The 20,042-nt window shown below is 61.3% G+C and carries 16 protein-coding genes and 1 tRNA gene; 8 read left to right on the top strand and 9 right to left on the bottom strand.

Annotated features, from left to right (window positions below; genetic code table 11):
- Positions 1-72: 72 nt before the first annotated feature.
- Positions 73-933: an esterase gene (locus HZC36_13625; protein MBI5708016.1), complete on the bottom strand. Its 861-nt coding sequence runs from the start codon at positions 931-933 to the stop codon at positions 73-75.
- Between the two features lie 80 nt (positions 934-1,013).
- A complete protein-coding gene (locus HZC36_13620; GenBank protein MBI5708015.1) occupies positions 1,014-3,836 on the bottom strand; it encodes a molybdopterin-dependent oxidoreductase in 2,823 nt (940 codons plus the stop codon).
- A gap of 41 nt (positions 3,837-3,877) precedes the next feature.
- On the opposite strand from HZC36_13620, the gene HZC36_13615 reads away from it, so the two are divergent.
- A complete protein-coding gene (locus HZC36_13615; protein MBI5708014.1) occupies positions 3,878-6,073 on the top strand; it encodes a hypothetical protein in 2,196 nt (731 codons plus the stop codon).
- Between the two features lie 106 nt (positions 6,074-6,179).
- Here HZC36_13615 and nrfD read toward each other — a convergent pair whose 3' ends face one another.
- Entirely contained in the window at positions 6,180-7,784 is a 1,605-nt protein-coding gene (nrfD, locus tag HZC36_13610; GenBank protein MBI5708013.1) for a polysulfide reductase NrfD, read from the bottom strand.
- Between the two features lie 89 nt (positions 7,785-7,873).
- Here nrfD and HZC36_13605 point away from each other — a divergent pair, with 89 nt between their 5' ends.
- The 5 genes from HZC36_13605 to HZC36_13585 all read left to right on the top strand — a co-directional run bounded on the left by HZC36_13605 (position 7,874) and on the right by HZC36_13585 (position 11,633).
- Positions 7,874-8,770 (top strand): ribokinase, encoded by an 897-nt coding sequence (locus tag HZC36_13605; protein ID MBI5708012.1) that lies wholly within the window; start codon positions 7,874-7,876, stop codon positions 8,768-8,770.
- A gap of 260 nt (positions 8,771-9,030) precedes the next feature.
- On the top strand, positions 9,031-9,351 hold the full coding sequence (locus tag HZC36_13600; GenBank protein ID MBI5708011.1) for a hypothetical protein: 321 nt from the start codon (positions 9,031-9,033) through the stop codon (positions 9,349-9,351).
- A 63-nt stretch (positions 9,352-9,414) separates the two neighbouring features.
- Positions 9,415-9,906, top strand: a complete 492-nt coding sequence (locus tag HZC36_13595) for a fasciclin domain-containing protein (GenBank protein ID MBI5708010.1) — start codon at positions 9,415-9,417, stop codon at positions 9,904-9,906.
- Positions 9,907-10,119: 213 nt separating this feature from the next.
- Complete coding sequence (locus tag HZC36_13590; GenBank protein MBI5708009.1) at positions 10,120-10,872, top strand: PEP-CTERM sorting domain-containing protein; 753 nt, start codon at positions 10,120-10,122, stop codon at positions 10,870-10,872.
- Positions 10,873-11,027: 155 nt separating this feature from the next.
- Positions 11,028-11,633, top strand: coding sequence for an NAD(P)H-dependent oxidoreductase (locus tag HZC36_13585; protein MBI5708008.1), 606 nt, complete (start codon positions 11,028-11,030; stop codon positions 11,631-11,633).
- A gap of 383 nt (positions 11,634-12,016) precedes the next feature.
- Here HZC36_13585 and HZC36_13580 read toward each other — a convergent pair whose 3' ends face one another.
- The 3 genes from HZC36_13580 to HZC36_13570 form a co-directional block, all read right to left on the bottom strand.
- Positions 12,017-13,345: a hypothetical protein gene (locus HZC36_13580; GenBank protein ID MBI5708007.1), complete on the bottom strand. Its 1,329-nt coding sequence runs from the start codon at positions 13,343-13,345 to the stop codon at positions 12,017-12,019.
- A gap of 114 nt (positions 13,346-13,459) precedes the next feature.
- Positions 13,460-14,446, bottom strand: a complete 987-nt coding sequence (locus tag HZC36_13575; protein ID MBI5708006.1) for a Gfo/Idh/MocA family oxidoreductase — start codon at positions 14,444-14,446, stop codon at positions 13,460-13,462.
- A 95-nt stretch (positions 14,447-14,541) separates the two neighbouring features.
- On the bottom strand, positions 14,542-15,384 hold the full coding sequence (locus HZC36_13570) for an LmeA family phospholipid-binding protein (GenBank protein ID MBI5708005.1): 843 nt from the start codon (positions 15,382-15,384) through the stop codon (positions 14,542-14,544).
- Between the two features lie 48 nt (positions 15,385-15,432).
- Between HZC36_13570 and HZC36_13565 the strand changes: the two genes are divergently transcribed.
- A complete protein-coding gene (locus tag HZC36_13565; protein MBI5708004.1) occupies positions 15,433-16,353 on the top strand; it encodes a hypothetical protein in 921 nt (306 codons plus the stop codon).
- A 37-nt stretch (positions 16,354-16,390) separates the two neighbouring features.
- Here HZC36_13565 and HZC36_13560 read toward each other — a convergent pair.
- Positions 16,391-16,465 (bottom strand) — tRNA-Gly (locus HZC36_13560).
- 374 nt (positions 16,466-16,839) lie between these two features.
- Between HZC36_13560 and HZC36_13555 the strand changes: the two genes are divergently transcribed.
- Positions 16,840-17,607, top strand: a complete 768-nt coding sequence (locus tag HZC36_13555) for an inositol monophosphatase family protein (GenBank protein ID MBI5708003.1) — start codon at positions 16,840-16,842, stop codon at positions 17,605-17,607.
- 7 nt (positions 17,608-17,614) lie between these two features.
- Here HZC36_13555 and HZC36_13550 read toward each other — a convergent pair whose 3' ends face one another.
- Positions 17,615-18,937 (bottom strand): MFS transporter, encoded by a 1,323-nt coding sequence (locus HZC36_13550; GenBank protein MBI5708002.1) that lies wholly within the window; start codon positions 18,935-18,937, stop codon positions 17,615-17,617.
- Between the two features lie 63 nt (positions 18,938-19,000).
- A complete protein-coding gene (locus tag HZC36_13545) occupies positions 19,001-20,017 on the bottom strand; it encodes an ROK family protein (GenBank protein ID MBI5708001.1) in 1,017 nt (338 codons plus the stop codon).
- Between the last annotated feature and the right edge of the window lie 25 nt (positions 20,018-20,042).

The following is a 20,042-nucleotide window of genomic DNA, read 5'->3' as shown; positions in this document are numbered from 1 at the left end:
CCCTGGGGAGAAAGCTCCCGAACCCGCCGAGCCCTGATTGGGCGACACTCATGCTTGTGAGATGCGCTCCGGCTACTTGCCTCTTTCGCGCCGCTTGAAGAACTGCACCAACAAGGCCGGGACCTGGGCCGGATAGTTGTGGCCGCCAGGATGGATGTAGGTCACCAGCTCCAGGCCCCCAGAACCCCTATAGGTGGTGACATAGCCGTCGCTTTCTCCCTTGTCTGAGCCGCCGATTCCGTCGAGCATCTTGATCCCCTCGATGGTCAGCTTCTGTCCAGCGAACGGCACAATCTGGTCCTTCTCGCCGGCAACGTGGAAAGCAGATGCCGGCTTGAAGGTCCGTCCAAGCCCGATCGCGGGGCTCCCGCTGGGACCGTAGGCGGCAAACACGTCGCCGCGCTCGGCCCACAGCAGATAGGTGAACCTGCCGCCATTGGAGTGGCCCATCGTGAAGATGCGCTTGGCGTCGATCTTGTAGGCCCTCTTGAGGTGCGATAGCAAGGCATCGAAGTACTTCAGATCACGCCCGCCCTCATCGTTCGGGCCCTGCTGCCACCCTGGCTTCTTGCCTTCGGGGTCGGTCTTTCCCTTCGTAGGGAGCCCTTGCGGGTAGACGACTACGGCTTCCGGCCACTCTTTGTGGATCCGAAAGCTCATCGAGGCTTGACGCGAGCCGCCGCCATGCCCATGCCAGCAAAACACGAGCGGACTTGAAGTTCCTTTGGCGTTAGCGGGTGCGAAAACGAGCGCCGTGCGCTCAACGCCGTCCACCTTCAAGCTGATCGGCAAGCCATTTGCCATGAAGGGGCTTCGCTGCCGAAAGCCGGGTAGCTGCTGGCGTTGGAAGACCCCGCCCCTTTGAAAGCCTGACGCGGTTACGAAACCCAGGCAGACTGTACCAAGAACCATGAGGGAGACGAGTGCTTTCATGCTATGCCTGGACGCCATGAATTGGGTAGGGTTCGGAACGCGGGACCATGGGCCCGCCCGCATTCGGACCAAGAGCGCAGCTATTCGATAACAAAAGCAGAGTCCCTTGGGCGGCAGACGCGGTCCATCCACAAGGGCCGCCTCAGCCCTCCAGGACCTGGCGCAGGCTTGGTCCGGCCCATCCATTCCTGGTAGACCTCCAGGCTTCTGTTGGTGTCTACCACGATGTCTCCGTAGGCATCTTCCGGATCGGCTTTTCGCACCGTCACCGCCTGATGCCAGCAATGCTGCCCCGAAACAGGGTCGGGCTGTACGCAGAAGGCCAAGTTCTGGTGCACGCCGCCGTCTGTCCACCAAATGCGCTGGGTGTCGGGGTCTGCGCTCTCGTACGGCGCAATGTCCGAAACACGGCGGAACCGAATCACGCCTGGACTCACTTCTTCTTGCACCACCGTCGGAGCGGCTTGAGGATCGGCGCCCCGGAGTACCGGCTGGTGCGAGTCGGCATGGGCAACGGCTTGTTCGAGCCGCCACCTTCCCAAGTGGTGGGAGCAGGCGACAACGCCGGGTCGGATCCCTTCGGTAACCCAAGCCTTGTTCACAAAGTGCCCGATTCGAGTCGAGACGCGCACTAAGTCACCAGTCTTCACCCCCAAAGAAGCGGCGTCCTTTGAGTTGATCCAAACTGGGTTTGAATTGGAAAGCTCGTAGAGCCACTTGGCGTTCGCCGAACGCGTGTGAACGAGCGTGGGCAGACGGAAGGTCGGCACGAGGACGAAGCCGCCGTTCGACGCCAAGTTGTCGCGGTGAACCTGGCTCTTCACGTAGCCAGGCATCGCCTGGTCCGGCCAACCCCAAGCTGCCATGGTGGGGGAGAACAGTTCGAGCTTCTTGGAGGGGGTTTTGAAGCCGATCGGGGGTGGCTCAGGGGTGCTGTCTGACTCGTCCGACATGTCGGACCTGTCGGACGGGCCCGACGAGCACGTCGCAGGCGCAGAGCTTTTCAGATAAGACCCATAGGCCTCTTTGGCCACCTCAAACGCCCCGTAACGGCTCATGTACTCATAGGGCGTGAGCCCCTTGGCTGCAGCGGCCTCCGGTAACCCAGGCACGGAGTTCTCAAAGATCCAGGAGTAGTATTCCCTGAGGGAGATCTTCTCATCGGGCCGATAGGGCGACTCAAAGTGCTTTCGAATCCCCAACGAACCGTCCGGGTCAATCCTCCACGAGAGCTCGATCCAAAACTCCGCTTCCTCCCAGACCTCACCCGGGTTGCTTTCGTGGCTGAAATTCACTTGCTCGCCGTTCCGCTCGCGAAGCACCCTTTGCACCGGCTGACGGAACCCGATCCACTTCCCGGCGTGGGTCTCTTGGCTCATCAAGTCGTGGCGTTCCGCGCCATGGCCCATGGGGAGCACATAGTCGGCCAGTTGGGCGGTCTCACTCCAGGTGGGCGTCAATGCGGCGTGCAGTTCCACCAGGCTCCCATCGCGCAACACCTTGTCCCATACCATGCCGTCCGGATTGGTCCAGACCGGGTTGTAAACCCGAGTGAAGTAGGCCGCAAGCTTGCCCCTGCCCTCCAGGAGCATGTGCGGCAAGAGGTAGGAGAGCTCGTGGTAGGCGAGGGGAAACTCCTTGGGATACAGAAGCTCGTTCCAGACGTCCGACGGGTCGGGCTTCGAGAATGGCGCCGGGACGAACTTGTTGTCCGAGTGGAGGTTCGTGCCCCCTTTGGTGCCGATCGAGCCCACCAGCACACTCAGGAATTGAAGGCTCCGCGCCACCTGCCAGCCGCCCAGATTCCCTGCCGCGGTGTTGCGCCATACGTGGGACGCGAAGGCGCTGCCCGCTTTGGCGATCTCGCGAGCGATCTCGCGGATGGTTTCGGCGGGGACGCTCGTCTCGGCTTCGGCTGCTTCCGGAGTGTAGGAGGCATAGTGCGCGCGAAGAGCCTTTAGGAAGCCATCAAATCCCTGGCAAGAAATATCGGACAGGTCCGACTTGCCCGACCCGTCGGACGTGCTCAGAAGAAACCCCAGCGTCTCCTCCCAGTTCACCCACTTCTCGATAAACTCACGGTTGTAGAGCCCTTCTTCCAGGATCACGTGAGCCATGGCCAGCAACAGCATCGCCTCGGTCCCTGGCCAAGGCGAAAGCCACCAATCGGCCTTGCTTGCGGTGTTCGAGAGCCGGATGTCGATCACGCAGACCTTCGCCCCGGCCGTCTTCCCTTCCATGATCCTCTGGGCATGCGGGTTGAAGTAATGCCCGGTCTCCAGGTGCGCCGACAGCATCAAGATGAACTTCGCGTTGGCGTGATCGGGGCTCGGGCGGTCGGAGCCCGTCCAAAGCGCATACCCCACGCGCGCCGAGGCCGAACAGACATTGGTGTGGCTGTTGTGGCCGTCGACGCCCCAGCTCTGAAGAACCCGGTTCACATAGCCGTCCTCGCCTGGCCGCCCCACGTGGTACATCACCTCGGTCTTGCGCCCTTCAAGGATCGCCGCCCTGATCTTCGCCGCAAAAACGTCCAGCACCTCATCCCAACTCACTCTTGCCCAGCTTCCGGAGCCCCGCGAGCCAACCCGCTTCAGTGGGTAGAGAATCCGGTTCGGATCGTTGATCTGGTTGAGCGTCGCCGGCCCTTTAGCGCAGTTCTTCCCCCGTGAACCCGGATGGTGAGGGTTCCCTTCGAGCTTCTGGATCTGGCCCGTCTCCTTGTCGACATAGGCCATCAGACCACAGGCCGCCTCGCAGTTGAAGCAAATCGTCGGGATCAGCGCGTAGTGGCGCTCGACGCGCTTGGGCCAGGCCGCGGGATCGAGCTCGGCCCAATCGTCCCAGCGGTCCTCCGGCGGGAACGAGGCGAGCGGGGTGGTGGTCATGGGCTGATCAGGCATGGCTTCAAGACCGCTAGACTACCCCCGGTCAAAGGAAGTGCATGGCAGACGTCGAATCCGTCTCTGTGCTTCTATCCTGGATTCTGCTCATGGCCGCCCAAAAGCCTATCACTCCCGCCGACACCTACACCGCCAAAGAGGACCTCTTCGCCGCTCGGCTGGGCGACAAAGACCCCTCCTTCGAGGCGATCTGGAAATGGGGCCGGCCCTTCTCGGGCAAGGCTGTGCTGGGTTTGCCATTCGCCAAGTTGGAGGTTGCGGTGACCCCCGAAGGCGCCGTTCTCGTGCCCCTGGAGGGTGCGAAAAAGCTGTGGCTGCGAGTGGAGCAAGACGGAAAACCGTTGTTTGCCTCAAAGGGCCGAGAGATGCACCGTTTCTGGCCGGTTGTGAGCCACTGGAGTTCTGTGGAGAAAGTTGGATTTCATCAAACGGTGTGGGTGGCATCGCAAGGTGGGCCGAACGGAACGCTGATCCTCCATCTGGAGGCCAGAGGCGAAGGAGAGGCGCGTCCTCAGGTTCGCATTGCGATCCTCGACGCGCTTCCGAACCTGTGGCAAGACGCCTCCCAGAAGCCAAAGCGATCGGCCGATGTGCTTCGGCTTCAGCAGGGAGAAGTCGTCCTGCCCGGACAGTTATCACTGGCAGTTCTGGATGACGCCGCGACCTTGACGCCTTCCGACGGCCTGGACTGGGCCAAGGACCTGCTTCAACTGCCCAAGGTCATGATGAAAGGCAACGCCTTCCCCGAGTGGACGCTCGTCTTGCCGCTTGATCCAGGCAAGAGGGCCGATCGGAAGAACCGTTACCAGCAGGCGGAATGCGAGAACGAGTGGTCTGCACGATGGAAGGATGTTCCCGAATACTCGGTACCCGACCCCCAAATGGACACCCTTGTCTGGAAACTGCTCGCCCAGCTTCTCATCACGGCGGAGGGCGACCGGATGGTCTACGGAGCGTTCCCCAGCGTCTATGACAACAGCTTCTTCGGACCCGAGGAGGGCTGGGCCACGCTCGCACTGGCTGAATGGGGACTCAAGGATGACGCAGAACGGATCTTCCGCGGGACGTTCCTGACCAAGGAGTTCATCGACAAAAGCGACCGCCATCACCAGTATCGCAACGGCAACTTGGGCAAGTACGCGTGGTGGATGTACCAGACCACCGGCGACAAGAAGTTCCTGAAAGAATGTCTGCCCCATCTTCAATCGGCGGCCCTTTGGACCATGGACCAGACCAGCAAGACCCAGAACGGCCTATTGGCGGAATACAACTATGGCGGCGATCTGGGCCAGCCTGCGCACGCACTCTGGCCCAACGCATGCTGCTGGAGGGGGCTCAGGGATACGCAGCTCGCGCTCGACGCCCTCGGCATCCAGAACACCGGGCTCCACCGGACCGAGGCGGCTGCCTATCGCAAGCGGATCCGATCGGCTTTCGGCAAGGCGAAGGGCAGGACCAGGGGCTTCTATCCGTTGAGCCTGGAGGAGACCCGAACCACCCTCCCCAGCCCGGAATACTATCAGCTCTTCGCTCCGATGATCTTGGAGAACGGCATCTTCGAGCCCGACAGCCCCGAGTTCAAGGACATCGAGAGCTTCATGCTCTCCACCGGCAGGATCCAATGTGGCGTGCCGCGATTCAGCCCCGAAAAGGTGGCCGGAATTGATGCGGAATACGGCTACGGCCGATTGGCTACGCTCCTTCGCAAGGGAGACCGCCGGGGGTTCCTGCTGGGGGTCTATGGGCAGATAGGGCTATCGATGGACCCGGTCTACGGCACCTCCCCGGAGGTAACTCCGCTCCTGCTCGACGATGCCGCGATGAAGAAGCAGCATGCCGACCAGGAGGAACGATGGGGCCTTTCGACCGAACCCTGCAGCGCGGGCGTCGGGGTGACGCTGCTGTACCTGCGGCGGATGTTGGCGTTCGAGGAGACCGACCACGACGACCTTCCTACAGGAGTGCTTCAACTTCTGCCGGCGGTACCGGATCGATGGTGGACGTCGAAGAAGCCATGGGGGGTCAAGCGTCTTCCGACGGCGTTTGGGAAGCTAGACCTCTGGGTCACACCGGAGAAAGGCAAATCGCGGGTCACCGCTTCGCTTTCGGGTCCTTCTGCGGAGAAGCTCAAGGGGTTCGCGCTGAGGGTTCCGCCGACAATTTCAGGTCAAAGGGAATGGGGCTGGATGAAGGCCGCTCCAAAGCGAGGCAAGGCCACGTTTGAAGTGGTGCTCTGACGGGCTTAGTTCGCTTGCCTTGCGATGAACCCGCGGGTTCAGACGGAGGACGGGATTGTCACTCAAAGGGCGCTCCATAGGCTCCCGCGAACGCGGCGCTCCAGCACTACGACAGGGGCGGCAATTGACCCGCGCGGACATATGCTTGCTCATAGAGAAACAGACCGATCAGTACCGGAACAAACGCCACTGCCGGCGCGAGAAATCCGACCATGACCCCCACCACCAGCAGCATCGCCGAGGCAGCCATTGCTGTGCCGGCCCCGATTCGCGCCGTTGCCAGATACCGTGAGGCCTGGCGCGCATTGTTCGTATCCGTCCGGTGCAAATCGTGGTGAACGAACCCAAAGTGCATCGCCAGCGGAGCCATTAGAAGCACAATCGGCCAAAGGTCTGAGGACGCAAAAGGCATCAACACAACCACCCCGCAGAACCAGGCTTGGATCAACAGGTGCGGCAGCAGCATGCGGCTCTCCCAGAGGTCTCTCCCTTTGCACTGAGCGAAAAGAAACGCCGTGTAGCCCGCGGTTGCCGCGCCCAGGAGGGCGTTCAGCCACCTCAAGCTCTCTGTCAGACCCGTCGGAGCTGTCTGACCGAACAGGCCCGCCGCCAAGATCAGCGCAGAAACACCCCCAAACGCCGTGAGCACGATCCCACCCTTGACCAGCCAGCTCTTCCAGTTTGGCCTCGTGAACAGCTTGTAGAAGTGCTTCGGCTTCTTAAGGTCCTCGATGAGCAGCGCGACGGTCACCAGCACGAACGCCAGCGACGTCGCTTCAGGAAACCACCACGGCATGCCTTGATCCAGACCGAATAGCGACAAGAACGGCGCAACCATCGCCACACCGCCGGCGATACCTTTGGTCACCAGATATAGCGCGACGGGCCAGCCCCATTCGATCTTGTGCTCGGCGTTGAGGGCCTCGAGGGAGCCGGTTGAAGGTCCGAGGTCCGAGGTCCGAGGTCTGGGGCTCTGGGAAGATGGACCTGAAAGTAGGGAGCTTGAACCCTCATCCCTTAATCCCATCATCCCTTCAACAGATACCGATCCCCCTCGGACCTCGGACCTCGGACCTTGTGCCTCGTCCACGACCTCCGGCTTCCAGCCGGGCCGGTCGCTCCAGAGAAACATCTCCTCTGGCGTGGCTTCCCCCGGTTCGAGCGTGGCCGAGTCCGCACCGATGTACCAGACGTTGGGCCCGGTTTTCTGCTCGACGCGCCTTGCGCGAAGCATCGACTCGCGGCGGATGAGCGAGACCCTGGATTCGGGATCGTGGAAGTCGCCAGGGATGATCGCTCCCACCGGGCAGACATTGACACAGGCGGGCGCAAGGCCAACTTCGACCCGATGCGCGCAGAAGTGGCACTTCTCCACCGCGCCGAGGTCTTCGTTCAAATAGAGCGCGTCATACGGGCAAGCCTGCATGCAGGCGCGGCATCCGATGCAGGCGTCGCGATCCACATCAACGATGCCGTCGCCGCGCTTGGAGAGCGCGCCCACCGGGCAGATGTCCACACAGGGCGGCTTGCTGCACTGGTTGCAGCGCTGGACCAGAAAGTGCCGTTTGACCTGAGGGTACGTGCCCTTCTCGACGTACTTGACCCAGGTGCGGAAGCTGCCGAGGGGCACCCCGTTCTCCTGCTTGCAGGCGGTGGTGCAGGCATGGCAGCCGATGCACTTGTCCTGGTCGATGACGAATCCGTACTGCACGGTAAGGACGGAGTATACGTCGCGGGGCGCTTCCCACGAGGTGCCAGTTCCGGAAGTGTCAAAAGAAGCCGATGGGCTAATCTCGACTCATGGGCATCGTCTACGTCGCGGGGAGCATGAATATGGACGTGGTGGCGTTCGCGCCGCGTCTGCCCTTGCCAGGTGAAACGATCACGGGCCATCGCGTTGGCTTCTTCCCGGGAGGAAAGGGCCTGAATCCCGCCGTCGCGGCGGCGAGGCTGGGAGCCGATGTGCGGATGATCGGCAAGCTGGGAAAGGACGCCTTCGGCGAGCAGCTCTCCGCCTTTGCCGCCTCTGAGGGGGTCGATTTGCGCCATGTTTCACGTTCAGAGGCAGCGGGTACCGGCACGGCCATCATCGGTGTGGCGGAGTCCGGCGAGAACTCGATCGTAGTGATTCCTGGCGCGAACGGTTTGCTGACGCCTGAAGAGGCCGCGTGCCCCGACTTCGGTTCGGGCGACGTATTGGCCACTGTCCTCGAGATTCCGTTGCCGACGATTCGCGCCTTCCTACAGCGAGGCCGGGAGGCTGGAGCGAAGACGATCCTCTCGCCGGCGCCGGCCGTGCCGCTCGACTTCCTGGATCTGCCCGATGTCCTGGTGCTCAATGAGACGGAAGCGGCGTACTACCTCGGCGCAGGCTCTGCTTTATCACCCATTCAGGCCGCCGCGCGACTGAGGAAGAGACCCGAGCAGGCCGTGATCGTCACTTTGGGCGCCGCCGGAGCAGCATGCTCAGGTCCGCAAGGCGATTTCAAGGTACCCGGCGAAAAGGTAACGGCCGTGGATAGCACTGGCGCTGGCGACTGCTTCGTTGGCGCCCTTGCCTCAAGGCTCGTTCTAGGTGAACCGTTGCGAGCGGCGGCTCATTTCGCAAACCATACAGCCGCCATCTCGGTCACTCGGCACGGAGCCGCACCTTCTATGCCGAAGCTCCTGGAGCTTTCGTTGCCGGATACTGCGTAGGCAAGAGGCCAAGAACGAAGAGGGCTAGGCGATCACAAATGCATCCTATCCTGTGGCCCAAACTTCTTGGCCGCAACTGTCCCAACAAGGCCGTCCTTCCTTTCACGGACAGCGATTGCCGGACTTGTGACAAGACCGGCAATTCCTGGAGAATGAACATGTATCCAGGCCGTTTGAAGGCTCCATCGTGGTTTGAGCGCTAGGCAATAGAGACCGACTATCGCTCCGGATGGGCAATCGGACCCCTTTGGAGGTAACTCATGTCCTACGCAGAAGATCGAGCAGATTCCCGCTCGCTGACTGCCGTTGTTCTCGTTCTGATCGGCATCGCCGTAGCAGCCACCATTCTCTATTTCGCCGTGTGGGCGCCACAGCAGTCACCACCCGCGCGAGACAACGTTATTGTCGCCCCGGGGCCTGCCGGCCCAGCCGGCGCACCCGGTGCAACCGGTGCTCAGGGCGCAACAGGATCACAGGGAAGCCAGGGAGCTTCCGGTGCTGCGGGTTCAGCCGGAGCAGCCGGCGCAGCCGGTTCTTCCGGCGGCGGAACCACTGGAGGCGGGACAACGGGCGGCAACTAGTTTGCCTCGCCAGCTGATCCCACTCTCCTGACGACTCTTGGCGGATGCCAAGGAGAATCGAAAATGTACAGCCTTAAGAGCCTTCTTATTGGCGCAGCACTCGCTTGCGCTGTGCTGGGAGCTACGGCCCCCAAAACACAATCGAATTCGAGCCGCGACCTCATCGACACCGTGATGTCGGTTCACCAGTTCGATACCTTTCTTATGCTGGTTCGGGACGCCGATCTGACGTTTACACTCAAGGACGGCGGACCGTTCACGGTATTTGCGCCCACTGACGACGCGTTCAGGGCGATGCCAGAAGGTCTGCTGGAGCAGATTCACGGCAACAAGTCGCGGCTCAGGCAGTTCTTGCTGCACCACATCGTTCGAGGCAGTTGGTCGGCGGAGCAAGCCGTTCGCGCCCGCAGTCTGCCGGCAGTGGACGGTGGCCACCTCTACACCCGCAACGTGAATGGGCATGGATTGGTCGGCAACGCGAGCTTTACAATCACGAACATCCACACCAGTAACGGCATCTTGCATGGTGTTAGCGAAGTGCTGATGTCGAGATAGTTTCCAGTCCCTGGGTCATCGCACTGGCCGCGGTGACCCTCGACCCGATGTGCCGTGGTGGCGTGCTTTTAGAAGACTGCCCGTGATTGAGGCTTGTGGGGATCGCTCCTTTCAGGCCTCGGACTGGCCCTGCCGGATTGCCAACCGTCAGCTTCTGTTCGCCCTTGGCGCGACCCGACTCCAATGATTGATTTGTTTCCGAGGAGGATCCCAATGTATACCAAACGCTACGCATCGCTGGCCGTGTTGGCCTGCGCCACCGCGGCCCATGCCAGCTTCACATTCACCGATTTCTCATCCACAGCCGGCCTGAACCTTGTGGGCTCTGCTGTGCAGTTCAGCAACATGATTCGACTGACGCCGACAGAAAACAACAAGGCGGGTAACGCCTGGGTAACCACACCCCAAGACGTTGAAGGTGGATTCACGGCCGACTTTGTGTTCCGGTCGTTCGACGGTACGTTCAGCAACGGCGCGGATGGAATTGCCTTTGCATTCCAGAATATCGATTCCAACCAGATGGGTATGGACGGCGGCAACATGTCGGTCGTGGGAATCCCCAATACCGTCGCTGTCGTCTTCAGGAGTTTCTGGAATGAAGTGGCTCTCTGGGCGACGGACGCCAATGGCGTGAAGACCACTATATCCAACCACAACTTCAGCGGGATATCCCGCGATCAGCCTTGGGCAGCGCACATCCGATACGATGGCGTTACGCACGACTGGAATGTAACTCTCGACGGCGCCACTGTGCTACAGACAAACTACGACGCAAGCTCCACCGTCGCCTTTACATCAGGTAAGGCGTTCGTAGGATTTGGGTCTTCAACCGGTGGCCAGAACGACAACAACGACCTGCTATCAGCACAATTCGGTCCCGTACCGGAGCCCGCAAGCATCCTTGCACTCGGGGCAACCGTAGGCTTGGTTGTTTTGCGCCGAAAGCGCACTGCCAGAAAAGCCTGATCCCATCAGGCCCTACCTTATGGCTCTCGGGCGGGCGACACGCTCGCCCGAGAGAAGCCCCACATGACGAGTCTGCGACCGGACCAGACCGAGGGCCGGGTATGGATGAGGCTTGGTCCGGCGTCATAGAGAATGTGCAGGAAGGAGAACAAAGAATGACGACATACAAAGTGGGCTACTTCGTCGGCAGCCTCGCCTCGAACTCGATCAATCGAAGACTTGCGGGAGCGCTGATCAACCTGGCTCCACAGGGCCTGGAATTCGAGGAGATTCAAATCAGAGATCTCCCCCTCTACAGCAGCGATTTCGATAGCGCATTTCCGCCCGAAGCCAGGGCTCTCAAAGATGCCGTCGGCAAGGCCCACGCAATACTCTTTGTCACGCCGGAATACAACCGCTCTATCCCGGGCGCACTGAAGAATGCGATCGATTGGGCCAGCCGGCCGTGGGGAACGAACTCCTTCGCCAAGAAGCCCTCAGCCGTGATTGGGGCTTCTCCAGGCTCCATCGGCACCGCCGTTGCACAGCAGAGCCTTCGCAGCGTTCTGAGCTTCCTCAATTCACCGCAAATGAACTCGCCCGAGGCCTACATCACCTTTACGCCAGACCTCATCACTGCCGAAGGCGAAGTTTCGAACCCATCGACCGAGGCGTTCCTAAGGAATTTCATGCAGGAGTTTCATGACTTCATTGTCCGAGTGACCACCGTGCTGCCCTACGAGATGGTGGAGTGCCCGGCTGAGACGATGACCTTGGTGTGAAACCAGCAGAAAGCCGGCGGACTTGGAGCAAGAGACCGCGCGCGTTAACTCCTTCGGTCCTCGAAGATGGAGAATCGGCCACCGCACTGTGCCCTCATGCGCTTCCTGCTCCCAACAAAAAAAAGCCCCGCTGTGTGAAGCGGGGCCACCGAGAAGGAGGAGTTGCCACCCCGTCTATCGCGGGGATGTGCGGTTGCGTCAGTGCGTAAGTCGTTTCGTAGGTTCGTAGGTTGGTAGGTTGGTAGGTTCGTAGGTGCGTAGATGCGTTTGTTTCTCGTTCACGCGCAGGCACGGAACCTGCGGCTACCAGTCCATTTATCTCGCGCAGGCACGGAACCTGCGGCTACGAGTCCTTCATCCCTTCATCTCATCAATCCTCTTTCCTATCCCTGCAGCAATTGCAGGACTCCCTTCGGCATTTGGTTTGCCTGGGCCAGGACGGCCATGCCGCTCTGATTCAGGATCTGGAGCCTGGTCATGGCTGTGATCTCCTCGGCCATGTCGGCGTCGCGGACTTGGCTCTCTGAGGAGGTCATGTTCTCTTGGGCCACGCTGAGCGAGCGGATGTTCGACTCCAGGAAGTTCTTTTGGAACGAGCCCAGGCTGCCTCGAAGCTGCGAAAGCTGCTCGATCGCGTCGTCGATGATGCGCATTGCGTTCTGGGCGCCCGATTGGGTCGTGACGTCGAGATCTGCCAAGGACATCCCGGTTACTGCGCTCGTTCCGAGCCGGTTCGCAAAGACCACAGGCATAGAGAACTGTGCCGCTTGGTTGGAGTTGCCTCCAATTTGGAACCGCACAGAGCCCGCCGTGACCTGGCCGACGTTGGTTGCCGAAGTCATCGAAGCGTTGCCGCCTTCGGTCACCTGGATGGTGTTTCCGTAGTTATCCATCAGCTTCAGACCGGATTCACCCGGACCTCGGCCGCCCGTGAACGGCACCGTGGTCACTCCTGCGACGGTCGTAACCGCCACGTTGAACACAGCGTCCACGCCCGTGCTGCTCGCGCTGGAGCTGGTGTGCAGGATGCTCGAAGCATCGAAGAATTGAATGCTGTGCTGCGCGCCGTAATCAACCTGCGTGAGCTGGACCGAAACCGGTCCCGAACCCGTGATCGCGGCGGTCACGCCGGTCGTGCTGGCCAAGGCGTTGATCTTGGTGACAAGCTGCTGGAGCGTCTCGGTGCCGTTGCTTGAGAACGTATGGCCGTTGACGCCGGCGAAGGTGCCGCCCACAAAGATGCTTGACACGTCGTCGACCGACGTGATGTTCGCGAGTATGCCCGCAGAGCCGTCGAGCAGCTTCTTCTGCCCGAACTGGGTGTGTTCGGCGATTCGGTTGATGGAATCGATCGTGGAGCGAATCTGGGTCTGGTTGGCCTGCAGAGTCGCCGAATCGACCACTGCGGCATTGGCAGAGTGCACCGCGAGCGCTCGGATGTTGCGCAGAAGAAGCTGAACCTCGTCGAGCGCTCCTTCGGCTGTTTTCGACATGTTCACCGCGTCCTGGCTGTTGCGGATGGCCTGCTCGATGCCCTTGAGCTGGGTGCGCATGTTCTCGCTGATGATGAGGCCGGCGGGATCATCGGATGCCGTATTGATCCTCAGGCCGGTGCTCAGCCTTTCGACTACGCTACCCAGGGTGTCCTGCGTCCCCTGGAGGTTGCGCAAGGCGTTCATCGCCGAAACGTTCGAGTTGATTCTCAGAGCCACTGATCGATCTCCCCTGGCAGGCGCCCGCATCCCTGCGGACAGAAATCCTGCAAATCTACATGGGAGATTCTTGGCAAGACATGGAATAACTTTAGGTTTCCAGCTTGGGAACCCTCATTCCATGGGATAGCGAAGGCCCCACTGGGCGCGCATCGCGTCCAGGGTCTCCATGATCGAGATGGACTCCGTGTGGGGAATGATGTCGGACTGGGTACAGCCTTCGGCAATCAGCCTGGAGGCCTCTTCCACTTCGTACTGGAATCCAGGACCTTCAAAGGGAGACTCGAAAATCTCCGGCTCGTTGTCGCCTTCCTTGAGCACCGCAATCGAGGGCTTCCAGAAGGGCGTTGCGACCGTGATGCGCCCCTTTTCGCCGATGACGACGGCCTCCCAGGGGGTTGTAGCTTCCACTGCCGTGTAGAGGACCGCCATCGTGTGGCCTTTGATCAGGATCGCTGCGGACTGGGCATCTACGCCGTTCTCGGCCGGGACCATGGCGCTGGCGATGCGTTCCGGCTTGCCCATCAGCATCGAGGCGAAGGAAACCGGATAGATGCCCACGTCAAGCAAGGCGCCACCCCCCCGGGCAGGGTCGAAGAGCCTGCTCTGGGGGTTGAAGGACGCCCGGAAACCGAAGTCGGCGGTGATGGTGAGCACGTTTCCGATCCTTCCTTCCCTTACCCACTCGCGCAAGCGCGCCATCACGGGGAAGAACCGGGTCCACATGCCCTCCATGAAGAAGAGGCCCTTCTCGTCGGCTTTGGCGACCATCTTTCGGGCCTGTGCTGCGTTGATCGCGACCGGCTTTTCGCAGAGCACCGGCTTACCCGCTTCGAGCGCCAGGAGGGTGTGCTCACAATGGAAGTCGTGGGGGGTTGCCACATAGATGGCGTCCACGTCGGGGTCGGCAACCAGGGCCTCGTAGCTGCCGTGTGCCGTTCCGCCGCCGAACTTGTCGCAGAAAGCTTGGGCCTTGGCCTTGTCTCGGGAGCCTGCGGCGCCCAAGACGGCGTTCGGTGCGAGTTGGATGCCCGCGGCGAATTGGTTGGCAATGGATCCCGGACCGAGAATGCCCCAGCGGATGGTCTTCATCATGGTCATTTTGCTGCAAGGCGGGCAATCCTGGCATGGGCTCAATGCCCTAATGCCTCAATGCCCTAATGCCCTAATGCGCTAATGCCCTAACGCCATATCCCTCACTCCAACGGCCTAACCGGAATCTTGGTTGTTCCCCAAGCCTCCAAAATGCCCCGGTCCAGCTCCAGACGCTCAAGCTCAACCGCGCCGTGCAGCTTCAGGTCTTTGTCGAGGTCGATCACCGGGTTCAGTGCGTCCAGGATCGCCTTCTTGCTGTATTCGTCCGCCGACCGTCCGTCGAAAAACACCTTTGCGTCTGTGAGCACGATCTTGGACTTGTCCGCGATGGCCAGCTTTGCGATGACCTCAAACTGGGTTTGGACCACCAGGAACTCGCCGAACCCCTCGACGAAGGCATAGCCACGGTCAAGCTTCAGAGACACCCGCCTTACCTCAGCGAGCTTCTTGGGGATATAGGCCTCGAGATCCTGCTCTCGCAAGCGAACCCTGCCGGTGCCGATCCCGCTCTGGCTGAGGCGGATCTGGCGCTTCTTGATTGCGAGGTCGTAATCGAATCGGCAGTCAGGAATAGAGGCTTCCAGGTGCTCGACCCTGAGCCCGCACAACGTGAAATCGTCCAGGATGAGGTTCAGGGTCTGCAGCACGCCGCGCTTGGAGCGTTCCGGCTCGGTGAAGAGCGGAAGACCGTCTGATTCAAAGTGTGAGGCTCGGATCGTTGCGGATTTGAGGTTGCCAAGGGGGCCGTCGATGGGCCCATTGAGCTCTGAGCGCACCACCACCTTCTTGTTTGGGCCAGTTAGCTTCGATGCGATCTCGGCGGCGGCGGCACGCTCAAACCGCCGCACTTCGTTCCGTCCGATTCCGAAGAGCAGACCCAGGCCCGCCAACAGCAGCAAGACGCCACCATCGAAGATCGGCGTGCTTCCCCGGCGATGGCTCATGCCTTAGCCTACCCCTCAAATCCGACCGACACGGGCGTAGAATGAACCGTGCAGAATCGTGCAGAGTTCGAGCAAGAGTACGTGAAGCTTTCCACCGGGTGCGCCTTATGCGATCTTGGCGCGCTGCAGCCCGGACTGATCGAGCTCACTGGCGACGACCACCTCGATTGGCTTCAGGGCCAGGTCAGCAACGACCTGCGGGGGCTCGATGTTGGCGAGAGCATCGACTTTTGCCTGCTGAAGCCGACGGGCCAGATCGTCGCCCCGGGCCGCATTTGGAGACTTGAGGCCCGATCCCTTGTGGAAACGCCGCTGGCCTGCGTTTCGGCGGTGCTGGAGCGCGCCGAGGCGATGGTGGTCATGGAGGATGTAGCGGCAAGGGACTTAACGTCCAGCTATAGGCTGCTCTCGTTTCAGGGGCCGCAGACGTTTGGCACGATTGGAGGCGATTTCGCCTCCGACTGGATCGTCCTTGGTTCCGATCACACCGGATTTGGCGGCTTGGACATTTGGGTTCCCAAGGAAGTGGAGTTCACCGTTCTTGAATGGTTCGATAACAAGGCGAGTGCCCAGGTCGTGGACGCGGCTCGACTCGAAGCAGGCATCCCCAACTATGGTGTGGATATGAGCGACCGGACCCTGCCACCCGAAATGGGACCGGCGTTCGAGAAGTGTAACGTCAGCTACACCAAGGGTTGTTACGTGGGCCAAGAGGTGCTCGCGCGCATCCACAGCCGTGGCCACACGAACAAGACCTGGATGGCGCTTGTCTGCGAGGATGAGGTTCAGACAGGCTGCAGCCTGAAAGATGGCGCAGGCAGGGTCACGAGCGCGGCCTGGTCTCCAAGGTTCGGATGGATCGCGGGCGCGATGCTGAAGAACGACGTCGCGAAGCCGGGCGGCACAGTGGCTGTGGAGGTGCCCGGGGGCCCGGTCCGTGCCGAAGTCCAGCACTTTCCCCTGCACTAAAGCAGGAAGCCCGGCGCTTTCGGCCGGGCTTCGAATTTGGAGCGGGAAACCAGATTCGAACTGGCGACCCTCTCGTTGGCAACGAGATGCTCTACCACTTAGCTATTCCCGCTTGGGTGGGAGGGTTATACCACGAAATCGCGCGCGAGGCAAGGGGGGCAGGATGGAGATGAAGAGGTGAGGGGAATAGGGACCACGGGACGAAGGGAGGTGGGGCCGGAGCCGCTGGCTTTAGCCTGCCCGCGCAAAGGACTGCATACCGCCCTACAGGGGCCGTAGCCGCAGGTTCCGTGCCTGCGATCGGAATAGGGACGAAGGGACAGAAGGACATGGGAACGGAGAGGAATCGGGACCTACAAACCTGCGAACTGACGGATCAATGAACAAACGACCGTAGCTGCAGGTCTGGAGCTTGTGCGGGGGTAGCGAGGGATGGAGGGATGTGCCTCGCAGTTCGGCACGGGGTCTCCCCTGCCATAATCGGCTGTGATACCTCCCGAGTTCCCTTCGGCCTTCGAGTCGCTCTTGCGGGAGGCGGGCGCCTTGGCCCAGCTTTGCCGGGACGAACTCGAGGTTCACAAGAAGCCCGACGGGAGCCTGGTCACCAACGCCGACCAAGAGGTTGAGAGACTTTTCCGGAGCAGAGTCGAGGAAATCACTCCCGGTGCGGCAGTCTGGGGAGAGGAGTTCGGCTACGCCCGCGACGAAGGGCAAGGTCTCTGGGTCGTGGACCCCGTGGACGGCACCAGCAACTTCGCGTTCGGTTCCCCGCTTTGGGGCGTCACTGCCGCCTACCTAATGGATGGAGAACTCCAGGCTGGTGGAATCTTTCTGCCGGAACTCAAGGAGCTCTATCTCGCCACGAAAGGTGGCGGCGCAACCTTTAACGGCGAGCCTATCAAGCCTATCCCACCGGGCGAAATTGAACGCGAGGAGCTGGTTTCCTGCTCGCAGTACGTTATCAAAGCCTATCGAGAGGCCCGTTGGCCGGGAAAGTGGCGCTGCACAGGTTCGTTCGTCGTGGACGGGGCGTTCGTGGCCACCCAGCGGTATCGGGGCCTGATCGGATTCCGCGAGAAGCTCTACGACATCGCTGCGGTGCTGCTGATCTGCTCGGAACTTGGGGCAGAGATTCGGTTTGCCGACGGCGAAGCCATGGATTTCCAGGCACTCTTGGAGGATTGCGAGATCGGCCGGGCGTGGGCCATTCTCCCGCAGGGATGCGGCTACAGGCTGGCCGAGTCCGGCAAATGAACCGCTACTACCGCGCCTTCTTCACATTTCGCAGCAGATACGCACCGAGTGCAAAGTACACCGCCGAGAGGCCAAAGAGCAACCCGTAGCCGCTGGTCGCATAGTGGACCACGACTTCGCCCGTCTTGGGATCCGGCACACGGGCCTTCTCGAAGTTCGACAACAGGAACCCGGCGATCGGCTGGGTGAGCGATTGCGGCAGGACCATCGAGATGTGCCACACCGCCATGTCCTTTGCGGCTGAAGTCTTGCTTGGGAGGACGTCCGTTCCCAGGGCCCAGTCCACCGAAATATAGGCGCCGTATCCGAGCCCGAAGATCACCCCGACGATGAGCACCTGGGTCATGGTGTGGCAGAAGATCAGCGCCACGGCCATAACCGCGATGACCGAGTTGGCGACGTAGACCACCTTCTTCCGGCCCACTTTGTCCGAGATCGCGCCTCCGAAATAGCCGCTCAGCATCGCGGCGAAGAGGACAATCCCGAAGAACATGGCCGCCGTAGTCGCGGGGTTCTTCACGCCGATCACATCTTCCAGGTAGTACTGAGCGAACGGCTGGATGGAGTAAAAGCCCATCATCACGAGGAACCTCGTGAGCCAAACCCAGGCGAAGTCGGGATATTCCCTTGGGCTGATCCAGAGGCTCCTCAGGTAGTTGCCCCAGTGCAGCGGGGGCGGCTTGGCGGGCAGCGGGGTCTCCCTGATCCCCAGCACCGTGCCAAGCATGAACACAGAGAGCACGCCGCCGAGGAAGACGTAGGTCTGCCACTTCATCCCCGCGTCCATGAGCGGGCCGCTGACCGCCGCGCCAAGGAGGGTGCCCGCCTGGCTCATGACACCCATGTAGCCGCTTGCCTTCCCACGCTGGTCCTCGGGCACGAGGTCGGGAATCAGGCCGTTGTAGGGGGCGGTTGCGATGTTGTTGCCGAACTGCACCGCCACGTAGGCCAGCAGAAACAGCCCGTAGCTCTTCAGGTCGCCGGCAAACCACATCATGCCGAGCCCGATTAGGTTCAAAACGCCACCGTACACCATGTAGGGTCTGCGGCGGCCCCAGCGGTGCGCGCACCGATCGCTCAGTGCGCCAAAAAGGAGAGGAACAAAGAGGGCGATGAGAGCCACCGCGCCGAGAATGCCGACCGCCTGCGCCTTCGCCGTTGGCGAGATGGACTCGAGTTCTTTGGCGTTGACGACGAGGAGCAGAGCGCCCCACATCGCGTTGGACCCAAACCAGAACGCCGAAATGGCGATCTGCTGCCAGAAGGTCAGCCGCTGGCCGGCATAGGGGGATTCAACTACCGGAATGCTCTCGTTGTGGTGATCGGTCATGGGCTATTGAGTGTGGAGCATAGCTCCTCAGCTTCGCCTTGCGCTCGGAAATCGTCGAAAGGACTATCGCGATTGCAGCGCCAAAGCCGCCCCGCCGAGAACTCCGGCGTCGTCGCTGAGCTCGGCTTGAACGATCCTTACGTCTCGGAAGAGCGTCGGGATGGCGACATTCTCCGCCGAGGCGATGGCGGGCTCTATTAGCCACTTCCCTGCTTTGGCGATCTGGCCGCCGATGGCGAAAACGTCCGGCGCGAAAATGTTGATCATGTTGCCGATGCCAAGTCCAAGGTAGAAGCCGACCTCAGCCCAGACCTCCTGCGCCACGGCGTCGCCCTGATCGGCGGCCTCGGAGAGCATTTTGGGGGAGAGAAGGTCGTAGTTCCCGCCGGTCATGTCCTGCAGGACCGACTTCTTGCCTCGCACCAGCCTATACGCCGCGCGACGCACGATGGAATCCCGCTGGCAATAGGCCTCGATGGAGCCATAGGCGCCGGAGGTGGAGGCGAGCCCGCCCGCGAGGATGGTCGTGTGGCCAAGCTCCGCGCCGCCCATGTTCCCACCAACCAACACCACGGGCGCCGACACGCTCCCAAGCAGCGACTTCGGCCCCAGCACCACCCCACCGCCGATGCCCGTGCCGATGGTGAAAATCACAAGGCAGTTGGCGCTGCCCTTGCCGGAGCCGAAGCGGTATTCGCCGAGCGCCGCCAGGTTCGCGTCGTTTCCAAGCCGGATGGGCAGATCCACCGCCCGCTGGATCGGTTCGCGGATGGCCACGTCGGTCCAGTATTGGAACACGCCGTTTTCGATGGACCCGAAATTGGGCGACCACTTGACCATGCCGGCGTCGTCGTCCACATGTCCGGGGACGGCGATGCCAACAGCTTCCGGCGCGGCTTGGCAGCCTGCGCGAGCCTCCTGAATGACCGCGACAATGGCGTTGGCGACGGCTTCGACCCCGCCTGTGGCGTTCGAGCCTCGTTCTGCGCGAGGCCCGGCTTCGGTCCCGTCTTCAAAGATCGCCTGCGCACGAACGTTGGTCCCGCCCAAATCCACGCCAATGGTGCACCGCTTGCTCACAGAGGCTATTTTGGCTGAGAGGGGA

This window comes from Armatimonadota bacterium, assembly GCA_016223145.1.
In the GTDB taxonomy this organism is placed as follows: Bacteria; Armatimonadota; Fimbriimonadia; order Fimbriimonadales; family Fimbriimonadaceae; genus Nitrosymbiomonas.
This window is presented reverse-complemented; position numbering and strand designations above follow the sequence as displayed.